Source organism: Natronorubrum sp. A-ect3 (genome assembly GCF_041821125.1).
Lineage (GTDB): Archaea > Halobacteriota > Halobacteria > Halobacteriales > Natrialbaceae > Natronorubrum > Natronorubrum bangense.
Window position 1 is genome coordinate 389,847 of the sequence record NZ_JBGUBB010000001.1, and the last position, 17,851, is coordinate 407,697.

The 17,851-nt window shown below is 64.0% G+C and carries 20 protein-coding genes; 14 read left to right on the top strand and 6 right to left on the bottom strand.

Annotation, left to right across the window (positions count from 1 at the left end):
• Window positions 1–101: 101 nt before the first annotated feature.
• The 4 genes from ACERJA_RS01945 to ACERJA_RS01960 form a co-directional block, all read right to left on the bottom strand.
• Window positions 102–902, bottom strand: a complete 801-nt coding sequence (locus ACERJA_RS01945) for a beta-ketoacyl-ACP reductase (protein ID WP_373606631.1) — start codon at window positions 900–902, stop codon at window positions 102–104.
• Window positions 899–1,495: an HTH domain-containing protein gene (locus ACERJA_RS01950; protein ID WP_373606632.1), complete on the bottom strand. Its 597-nt coding sequence runs from the start codon at window positions 1,493–1,495 to the stop codon at window positions 899–901. Before ACERJA_RS01950 ends, ACERJA_RS01945 begins: the two co-directional genes overlap by 4 nt.
• A complete protein-coding gene (locus ACERJA_RS01955; protein ID WP_049890004.1) occupies window positions 1,482–1,700 on the bottom strand; it encodes a hypothetical protein in 219 nt (72 codons plus the stop codon). The genes ACERJA_RS01950 and ACERJA_RS01955 overlap by 14 nt, the downstream gene beginning before the upstream one ends.
• Window positions 1,701–1,983: 283 nt before the next feature.
• The gene (locus ACERJA_RS01960; protein ID WP_373606633.1) at window positions 1,984–2,283 is read right to left on the bottom strand and encodes a hypothetical protein; all 300 of its coding nucleotides are present in this window, start codon (window positions 2,281–2,283) and stop codon (window positions 1,984–1,986) included.
• Between ACERJA_RS01960 and ACERJA_RS01965 the strand changes: the two genes are divergently transcribed.
• The 5 genes from ACERJA_RS01965 to ACERJA_RS01985 all read left to right on the top strand — a co-directional run bounded on the left by ACERJA_RS01965 (window position 2,282) and on the right by ACERJA_RS01985 (window position 5,378).
• On the top strand, window positions 2,282–3,328 hold the full coding sequence (locus ACERJA_RS01965; RefSeq protein WP_373606634.1) for a DUF3267 domain-containing protein: 1,047 nt from the start codon (window positions 2,282–2,284) through the stop codon (window positions 3,326–3,328). The two genes, ACERJA_RS01960 and ACERJA_RS01965, sit on opposite strands and share 2 nt — an antisense overlap.
• A 48-nt stretch (window positions 3,329–3,376) precedes the next feature.
• Window positions 3,377–3,676 carry a PadR family transcriptional regulator gene (locus ACERJA_RS01970; protein ID WP_373606635.1) on the top strand — a complete coding sequence of 100 codons (300 nt, stop codon included), beginning with the start codon at window positions 3,377–3,379 and terminating at the stop codon, window positions 3,674–3,676.
• 72 nt (window positions 3,677–3,748) lie between these two features.
• A complete protein-coding gene (locus tag ACERJA_RS01975) occupies window positions 3,749–4,795 on the top strand; it encodes a phytoene/squalene synthase family protein (protein WP_006067991.1) in 1,047 nt (348 codons plus the stop codon).
• Window positions 4,796–4,881: 86 nt separating this feature from the next.
• Window positions 4,882–5,175 carry a hypothetical protein gene (locus ACERJA_RS01980; protein WP_373606636.1) on the top strand — a complete coding sequence of 98 codons (294 nt, stop codon included), beginning with the start codon at window positions 4,882–4,884 and terminating at the stop codon, window positions 5,173–5,175.
• A gap of 50 nt (window positions 5,176–5,225) precedes the next feature.
• Window positions 5,226–5,378 (top strand): AbrB/MazE/SpoVT family DNA-binding domain-containing protein, encoded by a 153-nt coding sequence (locus ACERJA_RS01985; protein WP_373606637.1) that lies wholly within the window; start codon window positions 5,226–5,228, stop codon window positions 5,376–5,378.
• 18 nt (window positions 5,379–5,396) lie between these two features.
• Here the strand turns inward: ACERJA_RS01985 and ACERJA_RS01990 are convergent, their stop codons facing one another.
• Together ACERJA_RS01990 and ACERJA_RS01995 are read right to left on the bottom strand one after the other, a co-directional pair.
• Window positions 5,397–6,074, bottom strand: coding sequence for an NTP transferase domain-containing protein (locus tag ACERJA_RS01990; RefSeq protein WP_373606638.1), 678 nt, complete (start codon window positions 6,072–6,074; stop codon window positions 5,397–5,399).
• On the bottom strand, window positions 6,071–7,300 hold the full coding sequence (locus ACERJA_RS01995; RefSeq protein WP_373606639.1) for a molybdopterin molybdotransferase MoeA: 1,230 nt from the start codon (window positions 7,298–7,300) through the stop codon (window positions 6,071–6,073). Before ACERJA_RS01995 ends, ACERJA_RS01990 begins: the two co-directional genes overlap by 4 nt.
• A gap of 161 nt (window positions 7,301–7,461) precedes the next feature.
• On the opposite strand from ACERJA_RS01995, the gene ACERJA_RS02000 reads away from it, so the two are divergent.
• Genes ACERJA_RS02000 through ACERJA_RS02040 form a run of 9 tightly spaced genes read left to right on the top strand, consistent with a single transcriptional unit; the run spans window position 7,462 to window position 17,741 of the window.
• A complete protein-coding gene (locus tag ACERJA_RS02000; RefSeq protein ID WP_373606640.1) occupies window positions 7,462–8,058 on the top strand; it encodes a CoxG family protein in 597 nt (198 codons plus the stop codon).
• Window positions 8,055–8,942 carry a xanthine dehydrogenase family protein subunit M gene (locus tag ACERJA_RS02005; protein WP_373606641.1) on the top strand — a complete coding sequence of 296 codons (888 nt, stop codon included), beginning with the start codon at window positions 8,055–8,057 and terminating at the stop codon, window positions 8,940–8,942. The genes ACERJA_RS02000 and ACERJA_RS02005 overlap by 4 nt, the downstream gene beginning before the upstream one ends.
• Entirely contained in the window at window positions 8,939–9,592 is a 654-nt protein-coding gene (locus ACERJA_RS02010) for a (2Fe-2S)-binding protein (protein WP_373606642.1), read from the top strand. Before ACERJA_RS02005 ends, ACERJA_RS02010 begins: the two co-directional genes overlap by 4 nt.
• Complete coding sequence (locus ACERJA_RS02015) at window positions 9,589–12,072, top strand: aerobic carbon-monoxide dehydrogenase large subunit (protein ID WP_373606643.1); 2,484 nt, start codon at window positions 9,589–9,591, stop codon at window positions 12,070–12,072. The genes ACERJA_RS02010 and ACERJA_RS02015 overlap by 4 nt, the downstream gene beginning before the upstream one ends.
• A gap of 30 nt (window positions 12,073–12,102) precedes the next feature.
• Entirely contained in the window at window positions 12,103–13,242 is a 1,140-nt protein-coding gene (locus ACERJA_RS02020; RefSeq protein WP_373606644.1) for an XdhC family protein, read from the top strand.
• Window positions 13,239–14,210: an AAA family ATPase gene (locus ACERJA_RS02025; protein WP_373606645.1), complete on the top strand. Its 972-nt coding sequence runs from the start codon at window positions 13,239–13,241 to the stop codon at window positions 14,208–14,210. Before ACERJA_RS02020 ends, ACERJA_RS02025 begins: the two co-directional genes overlap by 4 nt.
• Entirely contained in the window at window positions 14,207–15,655 is a 1,449-nt protein-coding gene (locus tag ACERJA_RS02030) for a VWA domain-containing protein (protein WP_373606646.1), read from the top strand. Before ACERJA_RS02025 ends, ACERJA_RS02030 begins: the two co-directional genes overlap by 4 nt.
• Window positions 15,652–16,572, top strand: coding sequence for a Rossmann-like domain-containing protein (locus ACERJA_RS02035; protein ID WP_373606647.1), 921 nt, complete (start codon window positions 15,652–15,654; stop codon window positions 16,570–16,572). The genes ACERJA_RS02030 and ACERJA_RS02035 overlap by 4 nt, the downstream gene beginning before the upstream one ends.
• 11 nt (window positions 16,573–16,583) lie before the next feature.
• Window positions 16,584–17,741, top strand: a complete 1,158-nt coding sequence (locus ACERJA_RS02040; RefSeq protein WP_373606648.1) for an XdhC family protein — start codon at window positions 16,584–16,586, stop codon at window positions 17,739–17,741.
• Window positions 17,742–17,851 lie beyond the last annotated feature (110 nt).

Genomic DNA, 17,851 nt, shown 5'->3' on the forward strand with positions numbered 1-17,851 from the left:
GTCGCGTCACTCCGCTCGACTGATACGGACTGTCGATCTCATCTGGCCCGATCTACAGGACTGCGCGGCGAACACCACCGTCCAGAGAAAGCGACCGAACGTTAGAGGTCGATTCCGCCGTTGACGTCGATCACTTCGCCGGTGATGTAGCCGGATTCTTCGCTCGCGAGATAGCGAACGAGGCTGGCAATCTCGCTGACGCTGGCAAAGCGCTCGAGTGGGATCTCCTCGCGTAGGTCGTCCTGAATGCTGTCCGGGATCGCTTCGACCATCTCCGTGCGCGTGAAGCCGGGGGCGATGCAGTTTGCTGTCGTGCCGGTGTCCGCTAACTCGAGGGCAAGCGAGCGGGTAAAGCCGAAGAGGCCGCTTTTGGCCGCGGCGTAGTTGGCCTGGCCGACGTTGCCCTGTTTGCCGATTACACTCGAGATGTTGATGATTCGGCCGTCATCGACGGCCTCGAGGTCGTCGTAGAACGCTTTCGTACAGTTGAACGTCCCGTGGAGTGAGACGTCGAAGACGCGGTGCCACTCCTCGGCGCTCATGTTGGCGAACGTACAGTCAGATGTGATCCCGGCGTTGTTGACGAGGACGTCGAGTGAGCCGAACTCGTCGTGAATCGCGTCGCTCATCGCGTCGACTGCGGCCCGATCGGTGACGTCGGCCTGAACTGGGTGGCCCGTGCCGTCGGTGTCGCTCTCGGTAATCGCGTCGGCGACCTCGTGGGCATCTGCCTCCGAAGAGCGGTAGTTGATGATGACGGTTGCGCCGTACCGGCCCAGTTCACGAGCGATACCGCGTCCGATGCCACGTGAGGAACCGGTTACCAGACACGTTCGTCCCGCAAGCGGTTGTCGTGGTGGGAACTCGAGATTTGCTGGTTTTGTGGTGGGTGCCGCTTTCATTGCTGACCCTCCAGTCGTGTCGGCTGGTCGTGGGTGGCGTTGTGGGAGAGGCTGTCAGCCCCTGCTGGTTCGACTGCGGATAGCCACGTGTCGACGGTGTACGTCTGTTCGTCGGCTGTCTGTGGCTGTTCCGTATACGGGACGACGCCGCGGAGTGTTTCCCCATCCGTGCCCTCGTCGTCCTCGTAGATCGCCAGTGAGACGAACGGAACCCGCACTCGCTCGCGTGGCTCGTCACACTCGAGTCCAAGCGGCGCTTGCTGAACCTCCTGTCGGCGGAATGCTGGCTCGAGTGAGTGGCCATGCTGTCTCGCCCACTGTTCGAACGTGGCGACGAGTTCACCGCGTGTCACCGGGCGGTCGTCGGTCGCGGTGTCCATCTTGACTGCAGGATGGTCTGGCGGCCAATGGGTGGTCTGATAGGTATCGATCTGTCCGGCCTCGGAGAGACGCTGGAGTCGTTCGACGACGTCGTTGATCGGCTCGGAGACTGTTGGGGGGATACTTGAGCGGACGTAGCACTCGATCCGAACGCGAGAGTGTGTCTCGAGATCGACGGCCGGCGTCGTCGCTGCGTAGTTACTGACTGGCATACCCATCCTCCGTTCGCCGTGCGAGATTCTTCGAAACAAGCGACTCGAGAACGGACAGGAGCGTGAGCTTCGGGAGCGCTAAAAGCTGCTGAAGCTCAGTCACTGTGGCCTCCTCCAGGACGTGGAGCGATAGATAGACGAGTTTCGTCTGAGGTGACGCAAGCTCATCTGGGACTGCAAACTGTTGTGTGCTCGTGGACATCATCCATGGTGGATGCCCACGATTAATCATATAAATCTAATTGAGACATGCACACAACTAACACAGAACTACCAGTGGGCTGTACGATCAAGCTGTGGTACTACTCGAGTATGCTGAGTAGTCTCGTCGTCGCTTTACGCACCGCTTACACTCCCAGACGAGCGGAAACCGGCCATGTCGAGAGCGGACATAGCTGTCATGAAGACTCGACTGGCGATACTCGAGTCGTCGGTTCTGTGCCCGGTTCAGTGGATGGCGTGACGGGCGGTGACACCGTTCGTCGACGCTACATCCCCAGGTCGGCAGCGGCGGTTGGAATCGGGAGGTCATGCGGGGAGATGCCCAGCAGCTCTGCAGCGTGATCGAGTGCCATGTCGAACCCGTAGTAGCGCTCGAGTTCGTCGCCATCGGCGGTTGGACGCACTTTCAACATCGCATACCCGTCTCGATTCTGGGCGATTGCGGCGGTTGTGCCGGCCCGGGCCGTTCCGTCGCCGGTCGCCTCGAACTCGAGGAGTCGTTCCGTTTCGGTTTCGTCGTAGGTTGCGTTGATGCCGTTTGCCTCGGCCGTTCGGTCATCGGTCATGGCTGGAACTCACGGACCGATAACCGGGAAGCTATCGGTTCCGGCGAGCCACGAGCGCCGCGGCGGGGTGCGCTCGACGAGAGGAATCGATACCGACTTCTCCGTTCCTCGTGAGGGTATGGCCGTGAGCCGGACGGAGCCATCGCAGACAGCACAGCTGATCGCGACGTTCCGCCAGACCCGTTCTGTCGCGATCCAGTGGATCGTCGTCTCCGTAATCGGCTTTTTTGGCTTCGCCTACGGGTTTGGGTACGTCCTCGCCGTGATTCGAAACACGACACTCGAACCGATCGTCATTTCGCCGTTCGCGCCACCGGATGTCATCGTCTGGCTCGCGATTTCGGCTGGGTTGGTCGCGCTCATCGTCGTCCCACACGAGTTGCTGCATGGCGTGTTCATGGCTTACTACGGCGGTGAGCCGGAGTACGGCGTCGGTGTTTCTCACTTTCTCTTGCCGTACGCCTACGCAGAGACGGAGCAGGCAGTCTACACCCGAAATCAGATGCTCGTCGCCCTGTTGGCACCGTTCGTGGGCATTACGGCTGTCGGGCTCGCGATACTGGTCGTCTATCCGACTCCGCTATTGCTCATCCCACTGGCGGCCAACGCCGCCGGCTCGATCGGTGACCTCTGGATGGCTGCCGTTCTCTTGCAGTATCCCGCCGGCGTTCGTGTTGGTCCGCTCCCCGACAGCGACGTGCAGGGGTTCGGAATCTACGGCGCGAGCGAACGCGATCACAGCCGTGTTCCGGGGCGACGCGTCCTTTCAACGGTCGTCTCTGGCGCGGTCGGAACGCTCGCGGTGTTGTCGATCGGGATCCTCGGCTGGGTGTTGGTGTCGCTCGCCGTCGGCTCGGGAACTGTCGTCATCGGCGATCCCGACAGTCACTGGCTTCTCGTCCGGCACGAACGCCACGCTCACGGTGACGTTCACCTTGAGATCGGTGCCACGCTCTTGTTCGGTGTCACGGCGCTTGGTGGGCTCATCTGGGCGCTCGGGATCGAGGGGTATCGTGCGCTCGTCCCAGCGGAGTCGTCGCCATGAGGAAGCCAAAACCGTAACGCTCGAGCCGTTCTCACCTCGAGTGCGTGTATGACCAAGTGGCTTCAAAGCGGTCGCCGCCGCGATATGTGCGTGCTGCTCGCCGGTGCAGACGGGGGCGAACTACGTGGCCAGCAACTCAAATCTCGTCTCGAGTCGCAGTACGACGACCATCTCGAGCCGAAGGCGTTCTACGGCTCGCTGTCGGCGCTGGTCGATGCAGGGTTCGTCGAGAAGCGAACGGCGGGGATTCACGACGTGTACACGCTCACGGACGGTGGCGAACGACGGCTGCGTGAGCACTACGAGTGGGTCCGGGAGTGTCTGCATCGAGATGGCAGCGCGCAGTGAACAGCGACCACTGGAACATCCCGCCGGGACCGCGGCGTTTTTCCGGGATGGGAACAAAGTGAAATCGAGTAGATGACCACGGGCCAGCCCGATTTCACAACTGACGCCGACCTGGAGTGGTGTTACGACGCGGTTCACGGCGTCTCGCGGACTTTCTCGATCACTATCGATCGGCTCGAGGAGCCGATGGCGAGACACATTTGTATCGGATACCTCCTCTGTCGTGTTGCTGACACGATCGAAGACGCGGGACACATCCCGCCGGATACACAGACCGAACTGCTGACGACGTACGACCAGTTGCTCGATCCGGAGTCGGAGCAGACCGTCTCGGCGTTCATGGACGATATCGAGCCATGGATTCCCGACGAGCGCTCCGAAGACTGGAACGTCGTCGCTGAGACGCCCCGCGTGTTGCGGACGTTCGAATCGCTCGATGAGGAACCTCGCGAGATCATGCGCGAGCCTGTCCGCGAACTCGTCGATGGGATGGCGATGTTCACGGACCGCTACGCTGACGAAGGCGGATTGCGCCTGCAGACACTCGAGGAACTCGAGGAGTACTGCTGGTACGCTGCGGGCACCGTCGGGACGCTCATCACTGGGCTGGTCGCCCGAGGAGCCTCCCAGAACCGTGCCGAGGAGATGCGAGAGAACGCCCGCTCGTTTGCGTTGTTGTTGCAACTGGTCAACATCGCCAAAGACGTCGAGTCGGATTACCACGACGAGAACAACGTCTATCTCCCGGCCGAATGGCTCGAGGCAGAGGACGTCGACGTCGAGCAAGTCACCGACGCGGACAATCACGGCGGCGTGACGAACGTCATCAAACGCGTCACCGGACGGGCCGAGACCTATCTCGACGACGCCCATCGCTATCTCGAGGTCGTCCCCGAAACCCACGGCAACCGACTGTCGGCGTGGGCGATTCCGTATCTGCTTGCGGTCGGGACGATGCGTGAACTCCGCGAGCGGCCTGAAGATGTCATCCGCGAGGGCGACGTCAAGGTCTCTCGGTCGGAAGTGTACGCCCTTCTCCAGACGTTCGAAGGGGACGTCTCGCGGTCGACGCTTGCCGACCTGCGCAAGGAGATGGCAGAGAAGCCGCTCCATCAGTGACACCGCACTCAGGTGCTCGTTACAGGTGGTCTTCACGTTACGAACGTCGTCAGAACCTATAACAGCACGCCGTTCGACTACCCCTCATGTGTCGGGAAACGAAGCGTGAACCCGCGTGGGTGTCAGCGATCCGGCTGGCGTTCCTCCGGGGACAGGTCGACGTCGACGGCGTGATGGAGGAGGCAAACCTCCCCGCCGGGTACGAACGAACTGTCCGGGACGTTCTGTCGACGATGGCCGACCGGCGACTTCTCGAGCCCGTCGGCGAGACGGGCGAGCGATACGTTCCAGGTCCCGTCCTCATCGAATCCGGTCGCTTTGAGTTAGATTACTCCAAGGCATCCGACGGCGGTGCCCATCGGTGGCACTCGAGCGGCTGAGACGGTTCATAGCGCAAACTATGTATTGACTACGACTGTACACGTCAGTAATGGGTACGCTTACGGACACGAAAATTTCCTCGAAGAACCTGACAACAGTGCCGAAACCGGTCCGGAACTTTCTCGACGTCGGTGCCGGCGATCGAGTCGAATGGCACGTCGAAGACGGACAGATCATCATCAAAAAACGCGACGCCGAGTAGCCTCGACGACGCGATTGATTAGAGATCGTCGGGAACGTCGACATCACGACGGACACCTGGGTCGTCGACCTCGATGAGCGCACTCGAGTCGCTCTCGAGGAAGATTTCTCGGCCCCCGATGTCGCCGTCGACGTCAGTGAGCGCGTCGAAAAAGCGCGCGTCGAACAGCACCGGGTTGCCACGGTCCCCATCGAACGCTGCGGCAAGCGCCTCGCCAGCGCCGGCGGCGTACGCCGCGACTACCGTCTCGATCGTCTGTGGTGCGACGAAAGGCATATCGCCAAGGGCGACGAGGACAGCATCGACGTCGCCGCAGTCGCAGACGGTCTCGATGCCGGTCCGGAGCGACGACGCCTGCCCGGTGTTGTAGGCCTCGTTGGCGACTGTTTCGACCGGAACTCCCTCGAGTGCGTCCTGCACTCGATCGGCCTCGTGGCCGAGGACGACGACCACCGGGTCGACGCTGCTGTGGACGAGCGTTCGGGCGGCATGACGGACGATGGGCTCGCCCTCGAGCGTCGCTAGCAGTTTATTCTCACTTCCGTAGCGGCTGCTCGTGCCGGCGGCGAGCAACACGCCAGCCACTGCCGGTTCGTTGCAGCCGTCGTCCGCGTGGCGCACGTCGTCGCCCTCGAGAAGTGGGGGATCGGCGGTCGCAGATCGGGCCGTGTCCTCGTTGGCGTCGTTTTCAGTCATCGTTCCAGCACGGGATACGGCACGACTCGGACCTGTTCGTCGGCGGTGACGCCGTCCGTCGTTATGACGATGCCGTCGGCCTGGCTCGCACGCGTGCTCGAGGAGAGTACGCTCGGATCGAACGTCTCCTCGTAGATCGACAGCGGCGAGTCGACGTGACCGAGTGGCATCGCAACGCCGTCCTCGAGCGTGACAGGGATGCCGTAGGTGAAGCCGGCAGTCGAAATATCGACGTCACGAGCCATCTGCGCGGCGACGGTCGGTAGCGTCGTCTCGCCGATAAAAAACGGGCGGGCGACGAGCGACGTCACCAGATGAGCACCGATTGGTTTGCCCGGAATGGCGAACGCAACGGCGTCGTGGTCGGGCAGTTCCGCGACGGCGATCGGTTTCCCCGGTCGGAGTCGCACCCGGTGGAACAGCACGTTGCCGAGGGCATCGAGCGAGCGGATGACGTAGTCCTTGTCGCCGACGCTGGTACCGCCGGTCGTGATGACGACGTCGTACTCGTCGGCCAACTCGGCGATCCGTTCTTCGACCCGGTCGTCGATGTCGGGAACCGATCCCTCGTACGTCGCCTCGTGACCCCACGAGCGCACGAGGCCAGCGAGCATCGGCGAGTCGAGGTCTCGATGGCGACCCTCGTGGATCTCCGTCCCGGTCGCCAGCAGACCAACCGAGAGCCGTTTGGTGACGGGCACCGTCTCGATTTCGAGATCGCCAAGCAACAGCGCGTCTTTTGCGCCGAGTCGATCACCCGCGTCGAACAGCGCCTCGCCCTCCGCGACGTTGCTCCCGCGCTCGTAGACGTAGGTCCCGGGCTCGAGGTCGGGACCCGTGAGCTGGCCGTTTTCGACCGTCGCCTTCTCGCGTTTGAGCACTGCGTTTGCCGACGGCGGCAGCGGCGAGCCGGTGGCGATCCGAACCGCCGTCCCGGCCTCGAGTGCGGCTGGCTCGTCTTCGGGAAACACTGGCGTCTCGACGACCTCAAGCGGATACTCGTCGGTCGCATCGAACGCAAAGCCGTCCATCGTCGCGTGGCTCTGGGCTGGGACGTCGATCGGGGCCGAAATCGGTTCGGCGAGGGTTCGCCCGGCGATCTCGTCGAGGGAGACCTGTTCCGTCTCGAGTCGTGGCAGCCACTCCGCTCGAAGCGCCAGAACGCGGTCGACAGCTCCGTCCACATCGATCAGATCGGCACCGTCGTGTGGGTCAATACCTATCATTGCCAAATCCTATTTTTCAGATTTGATATGCTGAAAACACTAATGTTTATTTGTGTGGTATAGGAACGCATAGAGTGTGGTAAATAGTATGCACATAGTGCAGGGTTATAAAAGATGACGCCGATCGACACACAACGACCGCGGCCACGAAACGGGTGGGTATGATGGAGTTCAGTGGCGAATTCGAACTCGAGGACGTGCCACCGGAGAAAGCGTGGGTCGTGCTCTCGGACCCGATCGCCGTCCGAAACTCGCTGAAAGGGTGTCAGTACATCACGCCGAGGGACGACGACTTCGGTTTCGACGACTACGAACCCGAAGAAGACGTCGAGACACTTCCCGAAGCCGACCCGGAGGACGTCGCCGGGCGGGCGTTCAAAGCTGGCCAAGAGTATGCAGCGCTGATGCAAGTCGGCGTCGGCAGCGTCAAGCCCCGCTTCGAGACGTCGGTGACGATCGACGAACGCGACCACGACGACTTCATCATGACCGCGACTGGCAGCGGCACCGCAAGCGGGAGCAGTTTCAGCATGGAGTCGGGGATGCAGATCTACTCGCTCGAGGAGAGCGAGGGCGCACGCATCGAGTGGTGGACCGAAGCCGACATCTCGGGTCGGATCGCCCAGCTCGGTTCGCGGGTGATCGACCCCGTGGCCAACAAGATCGTGGGCAACTTTTTCAGTGATATCGAACAGCAGATGAGCGACGTCGAAGAGACGGATTCGGGCATCACGGACCGGATCCGTGGGATGTTATGAAACCGGCACAGTTCGAACAGCACGAACCCGAAACCGTCGAAGAGGCTGTCAGCTTGCTCGAGAGCTTAGACGACCGGGCGATCCTCTCCGGTGGGCAGAGTATGGTCCCGATGCTCCGGTTCCGGCTTGCGGTGCCGGAGACCGTCATCGATATCAACCGCATCGAGAGCCTCGACTACCTCGAGGAGGACGACGGCTGGCTCACAATCGGCGCACTTGCCCGTCATGCCGATATCGAACACTCCGAACTGATCGCCGAGAACTACGGCAGCTTCGCCGACACGGCACCGCTGGTGGCGGACCCACAGATCCGCAATCGGGGGACAGTCGCGGGCTCTATCGCACAGGCGGACCCGAAAGGCGACTGGGGCAGCGTCTTACTCGCCCACGAGGGCGAAGTCGTCGCCCACGGTCCTGACGGCGAGCGAGTCATTCCGGCGGACGAGTTCTTCCTGCTGCCGTACGATACGACCCTCGACGAGAACGAACTGCTCACTGAGCTTCGGGTACCGACACCCGCGCCTCGAGAGGGCAGCGCCTACCACAAGCTGAAACGGAAGGTGGGCGACTACGCGATGGCCGGCTCGGCTGCACGGCTCGTCCTCGACGACGAGGGGCGGATCGAGCAGGCCGGCATCGGCCTCACCGCCGTCGACATCACGAACGTCCGGGCGACCGACGCCGAAGACCATCTCGAGGGCGAACGGCCGAGTAGCGAGCTGTTCAAACGCGCCGGCGAACTGGCGGCCGAACAGTCGAACCCCGAATCCGACGAACACGGCGACGTGGAGTATAAAGAACGAATGGTAAACGTCCTCACCCAGCGCGCACTCGGCGACGCCGCCGAACGTGCCGGGCTGGTCAAACGGAGGGTATCACAGTGACGAACACACGAGAGATTACGCTGACGGTCAACGGCACTGAACACACGATCGACGTCGAACCGCGCCAGCTGCTCGTGCACGCGATCAGAGAGGAACTGGACATGACCGGCACGCACATCGGCTGTGACACCGGCAACTGCGGGGCCTGTACGGTCCTCAAAGACGGGGAACCGATCAAGTCCTGTCTCATGTTCGCAACGCAAGCCGACGGGAGCGAACTCATGACCGTCGAGGGGATGGAAGAACTCCCCGAAGCGCGCGGTGACTTGCATCCGCTCCAGGAAGGCTTTCGCGAGGAACACGGCCTGCAGTGTGGCTACTGTACGCCCGGCATGCTGATGGCCGGCAAGGCGTTGCTCGACGAGAACCCGGACCCGAGCGAGGAAGAAATCCGCGAAGCGATCAGCGGCAACCTCTGTCGGTGTACCGGCTACCAGAACATCGTTCGCTCGATCGAGTACGCCGCGGAGGAACTCGAGGAAGTCGCGGCTGCCGACGGCGGTACGACCGCGGCGTCGGAGACGGACACCGGCAGCGCCGACGCGGCCTCGGCGTTCGACGGCGAGTTCGACTGCGGCGCAGCGAACTGCTGTGGGGGCCCGACGACCGACCGCGACCACGACGCCCACGGAGGCGGTGAGCACAAATGAGCAGTGATTCAGAACGATTCGCAGAGGCGGAAGACGGCGGCCCTCAACCCGAAAAACACTGCGGCCACGGCCGCGGCGGGATGGGCGAGGACGTCAAACGAAAGGAAGACCAGCGATTCATCACGGGGCGTGGCAACTACGTCGACGACATCAAGAAGCCGGACATGCTCCACTGCGAAATCGTTCGCAGCCCACACGCCCACGCCCGTATCGAGAACATCGACAAGTCTCGAGCACTGGATGTCGACGGCGTCGTCGCCGTCCTCACCGCGGACGACTTGCGCGAGTACGACCTCGCGACGATGCCGACGCTGATGGCCGACACCCAGGACGTGCTGGTCAACGACAAAGTCAAGTTCCAGTCTCAGGAGGTTGCCGCCGTCATCGCGACCGATCGATACACGGCCAAAGACGGCGCACAGAAGGTCGTCGTCGACTACGACGTGCTCGAGCCGGTCGTCGACGCCGAGAAATCACTCGAGGACGACGCGCCGCTGATCAGAGACGACATCGAGGACAAAGCGGACAACCACTGTCTCGACTGGGAGACGGGCGACGAGGAGGCCACTGCTGAGGTCTTCGAGGAGGCCGACGTCACTGTCAAAGAGGACATGCTCTACCAGCGACTGCACCCGGCCCCGATCGAGACCTGCGGTGCCGTCGGCGACTACGACCCTGGCAAGGACAAGCTGACGGTCCACATGACCTCACAGGCACCCCACATCCACCGAACCCTGTTCGCGCAGGTGTCGGGCATCCCCGAACACAAGATCCGGATCGTCAGCCCGGACGTCGGGGGCGGCTTCGGCAACAAGGTGCCGATCTATCCCGGCTACGTCGTCGCCGCGGCGGCGTCGTACGTCTTAGAGCAGCCAGTCAAGTGGGTCGAAGAACGCTCGGAGAACATCCAGTCGACCGGCTTCGCCCGTGACTACGACATGACGGGCGAACTCGCCGCGACCGACGACGGCGAGATCCTGGCGGTTCGAACCGACGTGCTCGCGGACCACGGCGCGTACAACGCCGTCGCCCAGCCGTCGAAGTTCCCCGCCGGGTTCTTCAACATCTTCACGGGGTCGTACGACATCGACACGGCCTACGGCTCGCTGACTGCGGCCTACACCAACACCGCACCCGGTGGCGTCGCCTATCGGTGTTCGTTCCGTGTCACGGAGGCAGTGTACCTCATCGAACGGATGGTGAAAGTCCTCGCGGACGAGCTCGGGATGGACCCCGCCGAAATCCGCCGGAAAAACTTCATCCAGCCCGAGCAGTTCCCCTACGAGAGCACAACCGGATGGAACTACGACTCGGGTGACTACGAGGCGGCACTGGACAAGGCCTTGGAGATGGCCGACTACGACGACTACCGCGAGGAACAACAGCGCCGAATCGACGAGGATGCCAACAAACTGCTCGGCATCGGCATCTCCTCGTTCACCGAAGTCGTCGGGGCCGGCCCCGGCAAGACCTGCGACATCGCGGGCGTCGAGATGTTCGACTCCGCCGAGATCCGGGTCCACCCGACCGGCAACGCGACGGTCCGGGTCGGCGTCCAGACACAGGGCCAAGGTCACGAGACCACGTTCGCCCAGATCGTCGCCGAGGAACTCGGCATGAACGTCGAGGACATCACCGTCGAACACGGCGACACCGACACCGATCCGTACGGCCTTGGCACCTACGGCTCCCGGAGTACGCCCGTCGCCGGCGCGGCGGCCGCCGTCGCCTCACGCAAGGTTCGCGAGAAGGCGAAAGCCATCGCCGCGAACGAACTCGAGGCCGCCGAGGAGGACATCACCTGGGACCGCGAAAGCGGCGAGTTCCACGTCGCCGGCGCGCCGGATCGATCGATCACGATCACCGAAATCGCCGCCGGTGCGTACATGAACAAGCCAGCCGGCGAGGATCCGGGTCTCGAGGCGGTCAACTACTACGATCCACCGGAAATGACGTATCCGTTCGGCTCCTACATCGTCGTCGTGGAAGTCGACCGCGAAACCGGTGAGGTCGAGTTCGAGAAGTTCGTCGCCGTCGACGACTGCGGGAACCGCATCAACCCGATGATCATCGAGGGCCAGATCCACGGCGGACTCGCCCAGGGAATCGGGACGGCGATGTTAGAGCACGTCACCTTCGACGACAACGGCAACGTCACCGGCGGCGACTTCATGAACTACCTGCTGCCGACGTCGATGGAGATCCCGAACTTCGAGACGGGCCACACCGTGACGCCGTCGCCCCACCACCCGATCGGGGCGAAAGGGGTCGGCGAATCGCCGACGGTCGGCTCGCCGCCGGCAATCGTCAACGCCGTCGTCGACGCGATGAGCCACGCCGGCATCACACACGTCGAGATGCCGATGACGCCCGACACCGTCTGGGAGAAACTCGACGAAGCGGGACTCGCGACCGACCCCGCCGACTACGTCTCCCTCGAGTTCGAGGACCAATCGAGCGACAGCACGGCCGACGACTGATCACACCGTGTTCACCGACCACCCACCGACATGACACCAGACACCGCATCCGACGCCGACCTCGCGGCGCGCGAGCAAGCGCTGCAAGCGCGTGATGAACCGTATGCTCGGGCGACCGTCGTCCGCCGTGAGCCACCAGTGTCAGCCACCGTCGGCGATCGAGCGCTCGTGACTGCCGACGGCGAGTTGCACGGCTGGATCGGTGGCGTCTCCTGTGCACAGTCGCGCGTGACCAGCGAGGCCCGATCGGCCATCGCCGACGGCGAGCCACGACTGATCGGCATCGCCCCCGATCCCGATGCGATCGACCGCCCCGGTCTCGAGGCGTTCCCGATGCAGTGTCACAGCCAGGGCACCCTCGAGGTGTTCATCGACCCCGTGTGTCCGGCGACGCGGCTACTCGTCGTGGGTGGGTCGCCGATCGCCCACTCGCTGGTCAGGCTGGCAAGCGAACTCGATATCGAGGTCGTGCTCGTCGATCCCGACGGAGCCGACGCCGATATCCCGTCGGAGACAACCGTTTTGGCAACGCTCGAGCCCGACGAGATCGCCGAGGCAGTCGGCAGCGGGCCGCTCGTCGCCATCGCCTCGATGGGCGAGTACGACGCCCACGGCGTCGTCGCTGGCATCCGCACTGGGGCACCGTACATCGGTCTCGTGGCCAGTGAGACGCGGGCCGCAGAGACCGTCGACCACGTTGCCGGTCTCCTCGAGGAAGCGCCGGAAACCGTGCGCGATGCGGTCACGAGCCCGGCGGGGATCGATATCTCGGCCTCGAGCGCGCCGGAGATCGCGACGAGCCTGCTCGCCGAACTGGTCGAGGTGCGGGCGACCACCAGCGGGATGGCCGCCTCGAGCGGGCTGGCCACCCACACGGATGCCAGCAACGCCAGCAATGCAGATCTCGCCGAATCCAGCGAGTCGGCGACGGAGACAGCCTCGTGCTGTGGCGGCGGTGACGAACGCCCATCGACAACAGAACCCGAATCGAGCGACGAGTCGGCCGTCGATCCCGTCTGCGGGATGACGGTCGATCCGGACGAGGCACCGCATGTCACCCACCAGGAGACGACCTACTACTTCTGTTGTCACGGCTGTGCCGACGCCTTTCGAACCGATCCCGACGAGTATCTCGAGGTACCCACGACCGAAACAATGAACTCAGTATGACAGGGAAGACGCCGGAGCTCGCCGTCGAGGCGATCGACGAGGCGACGCTACGCGAGCGATTCGAGGGCCAACACTACGTCGCGGACGACCGCGTGGTCACGACCGTCCAGCTTGCGTTACAGCTCGGCCGGCCGCTGCTCGTCGAGGGCGAACCCGGCAGCGGGAAGACCGAACTGGGGAAGGTTCTTGCCGATGGGTTCGACACAGAGCTCATCCGCCTCCAGTGTTATGAGGGGCTGACTGCCGAAAACGCCCTCTATGAGTGGAACTACACGAAACAGCTGCTTGCCGTCCAGTCGAACGAGGGGACGGTCACCGCCGGCTCCGAGTCCGCGGACGCTGCGGGGACTCGTTCCGTCTTCGACGACGAGTATCTACTCGAACGCCCGCTGTTGCGGGCGCTGACGGCTGGTGGCGATCGATCGCCGGTGTTGCTGATCGACGAGATCGACCGCGCCGACGAGGCGTTCGAGGCGTTCTTGCTCGAGTTGCTGTCGGAGTATCAGGTGTCGATTCCGGAGCTTGGGACGATCCGCGCGGAGAATCCGCCGATCGTCATCCTCACGTCGAACCGAACTCGCGGGCTCAGTGACGCGCTCAAGCGGCGCTGTCTCTATCTCCACGTCGAGCCGCCGTCGTTCGAGACGGAGTACGAGATCGTCTCACGCAAAGTTCCTGAACTCGATGCAGCGATCGCAGCCGAAGTCTGTGCCGTCGTCGAACGCCTCCGCGAGGAGTCGTTTCTCAAACGGCCGGGTGTCGCCGAGACACTCGACTGGGCACGGGCGGTTGCGATGCTTCGAGCCGACGGCAGTGACGAGCCGTTGTCGACCGACGAGATCGAACGGACGATCGGCTGTCTGCTCAAGGAGGTCGAAGACGTCACCCGCGTCGACACCGCGCTGCTCGAACAGCTCCATGCGGCCGCAGCCGCGGCCGACGACCGACTCGATCCGACCGAGAGATGACGCCACGCGAGCCCCCTTCTGAGAACGCCACCGGACCCGATCGCGCTCGAGGCGACAGTAACAACGACGACCGTGGCGGGCTCGACCAGCCGACCGGACTCCACACCGTTCCCGATTTCGAGGCTGCACGCACGCACGTCCTGACGGAACTCGTGCGATTTACCGACGACCTCCGGCAGGCGGGCGTCGACGTGCCGGCGACTGGCACGCTCGAGGGGGCTCGAGCGCTCGCCGTCGTCGGCTTTGCCGACCGAGAGCCTGTCGCAGACGCGCTGCGAGCGACGCTGCTCTCCGAGGCAGCCGATCGCGAAGCGTTCGACGAGGCGTTTCCGACGTTCTGGCACCGGCTCCGAACCGGGCTCGACCGTATCGCGACCTACGAGGGGACGGGCACACCGGACGACGACGAGTCGGAGCCAGCAGGGTCCGTCGAACTCGAGGGTGAGGCGTCTGAACTACTGTCCGACGCGGAGCCGCCGTCGCTCGAGGACGACGACGGCGACGGCTCGGAGCGTGCCGAGGTTCGACTGCAGACCGGTCGACGCCACGCCACGGGCGAACGACCGGTCGACGACGATGGGGACGGCGACGCCGTGCGCCGATACAGTGCCGTCGGCGGGCGCGAACGCGTGGTAGCGACACCGGCGTCGCTGACGGACGCCGAACGTGACGCCATCGATCGGTTCGTGGACGCGCTGGCGACGGTCCCCGGCCGACGGACCCAACAGGCCACCGCCGGCGAGCGAATCGACGCGCGACGAGCACTCCGGACGAGTCTCGGAACTGGGGGGACGCCGATGGATCTCCCGACTCGAGACCGCGTCCCAAGCGAGTTACACTGCTGTCTGCTGATCGACGTCAGCGGCTCCGTGCTGGATACGGTCGACCGCGACACGCTCCTTGCCGTCGCGGAACGGCTCCAGACCGTTGCCCGACGGAGTTCGGTCTTCCTGTTCGATACCGACCTCGTCGACGCGACCGAGCAGTTCGAGCGCGCTGGCGGTGATCCAGCCGCGGCCCTGCGCGCAGCCGAAATCTCGTGGGGCGGCGGCACGCAGATTGGCGACGCATTCGAAACACTGCGGCGCCAGCACCGCGACGCGGTGGATCGCCGGACTGTCGTCATCGTCATCAGCGACGGGCTCGATGTCGGCGAGCAGTCAGTGCTCGAGGAACAGATCACGTGGCTCGCCCGTCGGACTGCGGCGGTGCTCTGGCTCAACCCGCTCGCCGTCGCGTCGACCTACGAGCCACGAACGCGGGGAATGGAGACGTGTCTGCCGTACGTCGACGGCCTCTTTGGTTTCGCGGAGCCAACCGATCTAACCGAGATCGCTCGGCAACTCGAGCGTCGCGGACTCGACGGACTGATCGGCTACGAGTACGACCCACGCCGGCAGCAGCCAGCCGAACCCACGCCCACAGCTGCGGAGGACCACGAATGAGCGACTCGATTCTCCCTGCCGTCGTCGACCGACTCCGTGACCGCGGAGCCACTGCTGGGGTGACGGTCGAGCAGATCACGATTGGACGATCGACGCTCATGGTCGAATTGGCCGGCGTGGATGGCGGCGCCGACGATGGGGGATCCGAGAACCGACGGACCGCCGGCCTTGCCCACCGCCCGCCGGTGGACGCGCCGCCGACAGCCAACAGCGACCTCGAGACGCTGCTCGAGTGGGCGACACAGCCGCCAGCCGACTCGCTACTGGAGTCGGCTGACCGAACTCACCCGGAGTCAGAGGACACGGCACTCGAGGTCGCCATCGGTATCGCCACCGTCAACGCGCTGTCGGCCCCGTTCATCGAGTGGCAGACGGGCGATCCGATGGCGCTGCTTGACTCGGGCGTCGACACGATCGCGACTGTCGGGCTCTTTCGCCCCGCGTTTCGGAAGTTTTCCGACGTCGACGTGCGCGTGATCGAACGCACGCCTATCGGCGACGTGTCGACGCCCGACAGCGTCACCGTCAGAACCTACCGACCGGCCGACGCGGCCGACGCGATGGCGGACGCCGAAGTGGTTTTCATAACTGGGTCGACGCTCATCTACGGCGGCCTCGAGCGCTATCTCGAGACAACCCCGGAGACGGCAACGGTCGTCCTGATCGGGGCAACCGCGTCCATGCTTCCGGAGCCGGCGTTTGCAGCCGGCGTGACGGTCGTCGCCGGCGCGTCGGTCACCGATCCCGACCAGGTTCGCGACGCCATCCACGCTAACGCGTGCGGAACTGAGTTACACGCGGCCGGCGTAGAGAAGGGATACACAGTGACTGACAGCCCCACTGGTCCGGGTCGGAGGCTGCACCTGTCACGCGCCGACTCACCGGACCGAGACGAACTGAGCGACGACCGACTGTGAACAACCAACAGATGACACAAAACAACTGGAGTGTACCGGAGACCGAAGTACTACAGCGCGTCCACGAGCGACTCGAGGGCGACGGCGCGGACGTCCTCGCGACGATCGTCGACGTCGAAGGCAACGCCTACCGCCGGCCGGGGGCGAAGATGCTCCTCGACGAAGCGGGCGAGGGCGTCGGCGCCATTACGGCCGGCTGTCTCGAGGACGACCTGCTCGCGGCAGCTGAGTCGGTCCGCGAGCACGGCCGTCCGGAGCTGCTCACGTACGATCTAATGGACGACGAAGACGATGTCTGGGGACTCGGCGTTGGCTGTAACGGGATTATCGACGTCCTGCTCGAGCCCTTGACCGAGACGTATCGTCCAGCGGTCGAGGCGTTTGCCGACGGCCGAGACGTGGCCGTGCTCACCGCACTCGAGGACAGCGAGGGGGCGCTCGAACGAGGCGATCGCGCATACTACCATCCGGCCGAGACACAGCTGACAACCCCTGATGGTGAGCCAGCACCGGCGTGGCCCGACGAACTCGCCGATCCCGCGGGCGATCTCGCCGAGCGTGGGCGAGCTGACACCCTCGAGATCGATAGCCAGGGTCGCCAACTCGAGGTGTTCATCGATGGGCTCGCTGCCCCGACGGAGCTGGTCATCTTCGGCTCCGGCCACGACGTGGGGCCGGTCACCGAGCTAGCGGCGAAAAACGACTTCCACGTGACTGTGGTCGGCTTCCGCGGCAGTGTCGACCTCGAGACGCGATTCCCGGATGCCGACGAGACGCTGACAACCTCGCCAGCGGCCGTCAGCGACGACCTCGCACTCGACGAGCGCAGTTACACGGTTGTCATGACCCACAACTTCATCGACGACCGGCTGACCGTCGAGCAACTGCTCGACTCGTCGGTCCCCTACATCGGTCTGATGGGACCACACGAGCGCTTCGAGAAGATGCTCGCGGAGTTCGACGACGAGGGACGGACGTTTGACGAGGAGGCGCTGTCGTCGCTCTACACCCCGATCGGGCTCGATCTCGGCGGCGGTTCGCCATACCAGATCGCTCACAGCATCGTCGCGGAGATTCTGGCGGTCGCTAACGATCGAACGCCGCGCCATCTGAAAACGCGCGAGGGACATATTCACGACCGCGTGACTGTCGAGTCGCCGTCGCAGTGACGTGTCTCGTCGTCTCGGTCGTACCATGGCAAACTGGCTCTCGAACACGCTGACACTGGTTGCTACCCGATAGACACACGACAGCCGTCAGTGGGAGAAACCTTCAAGGA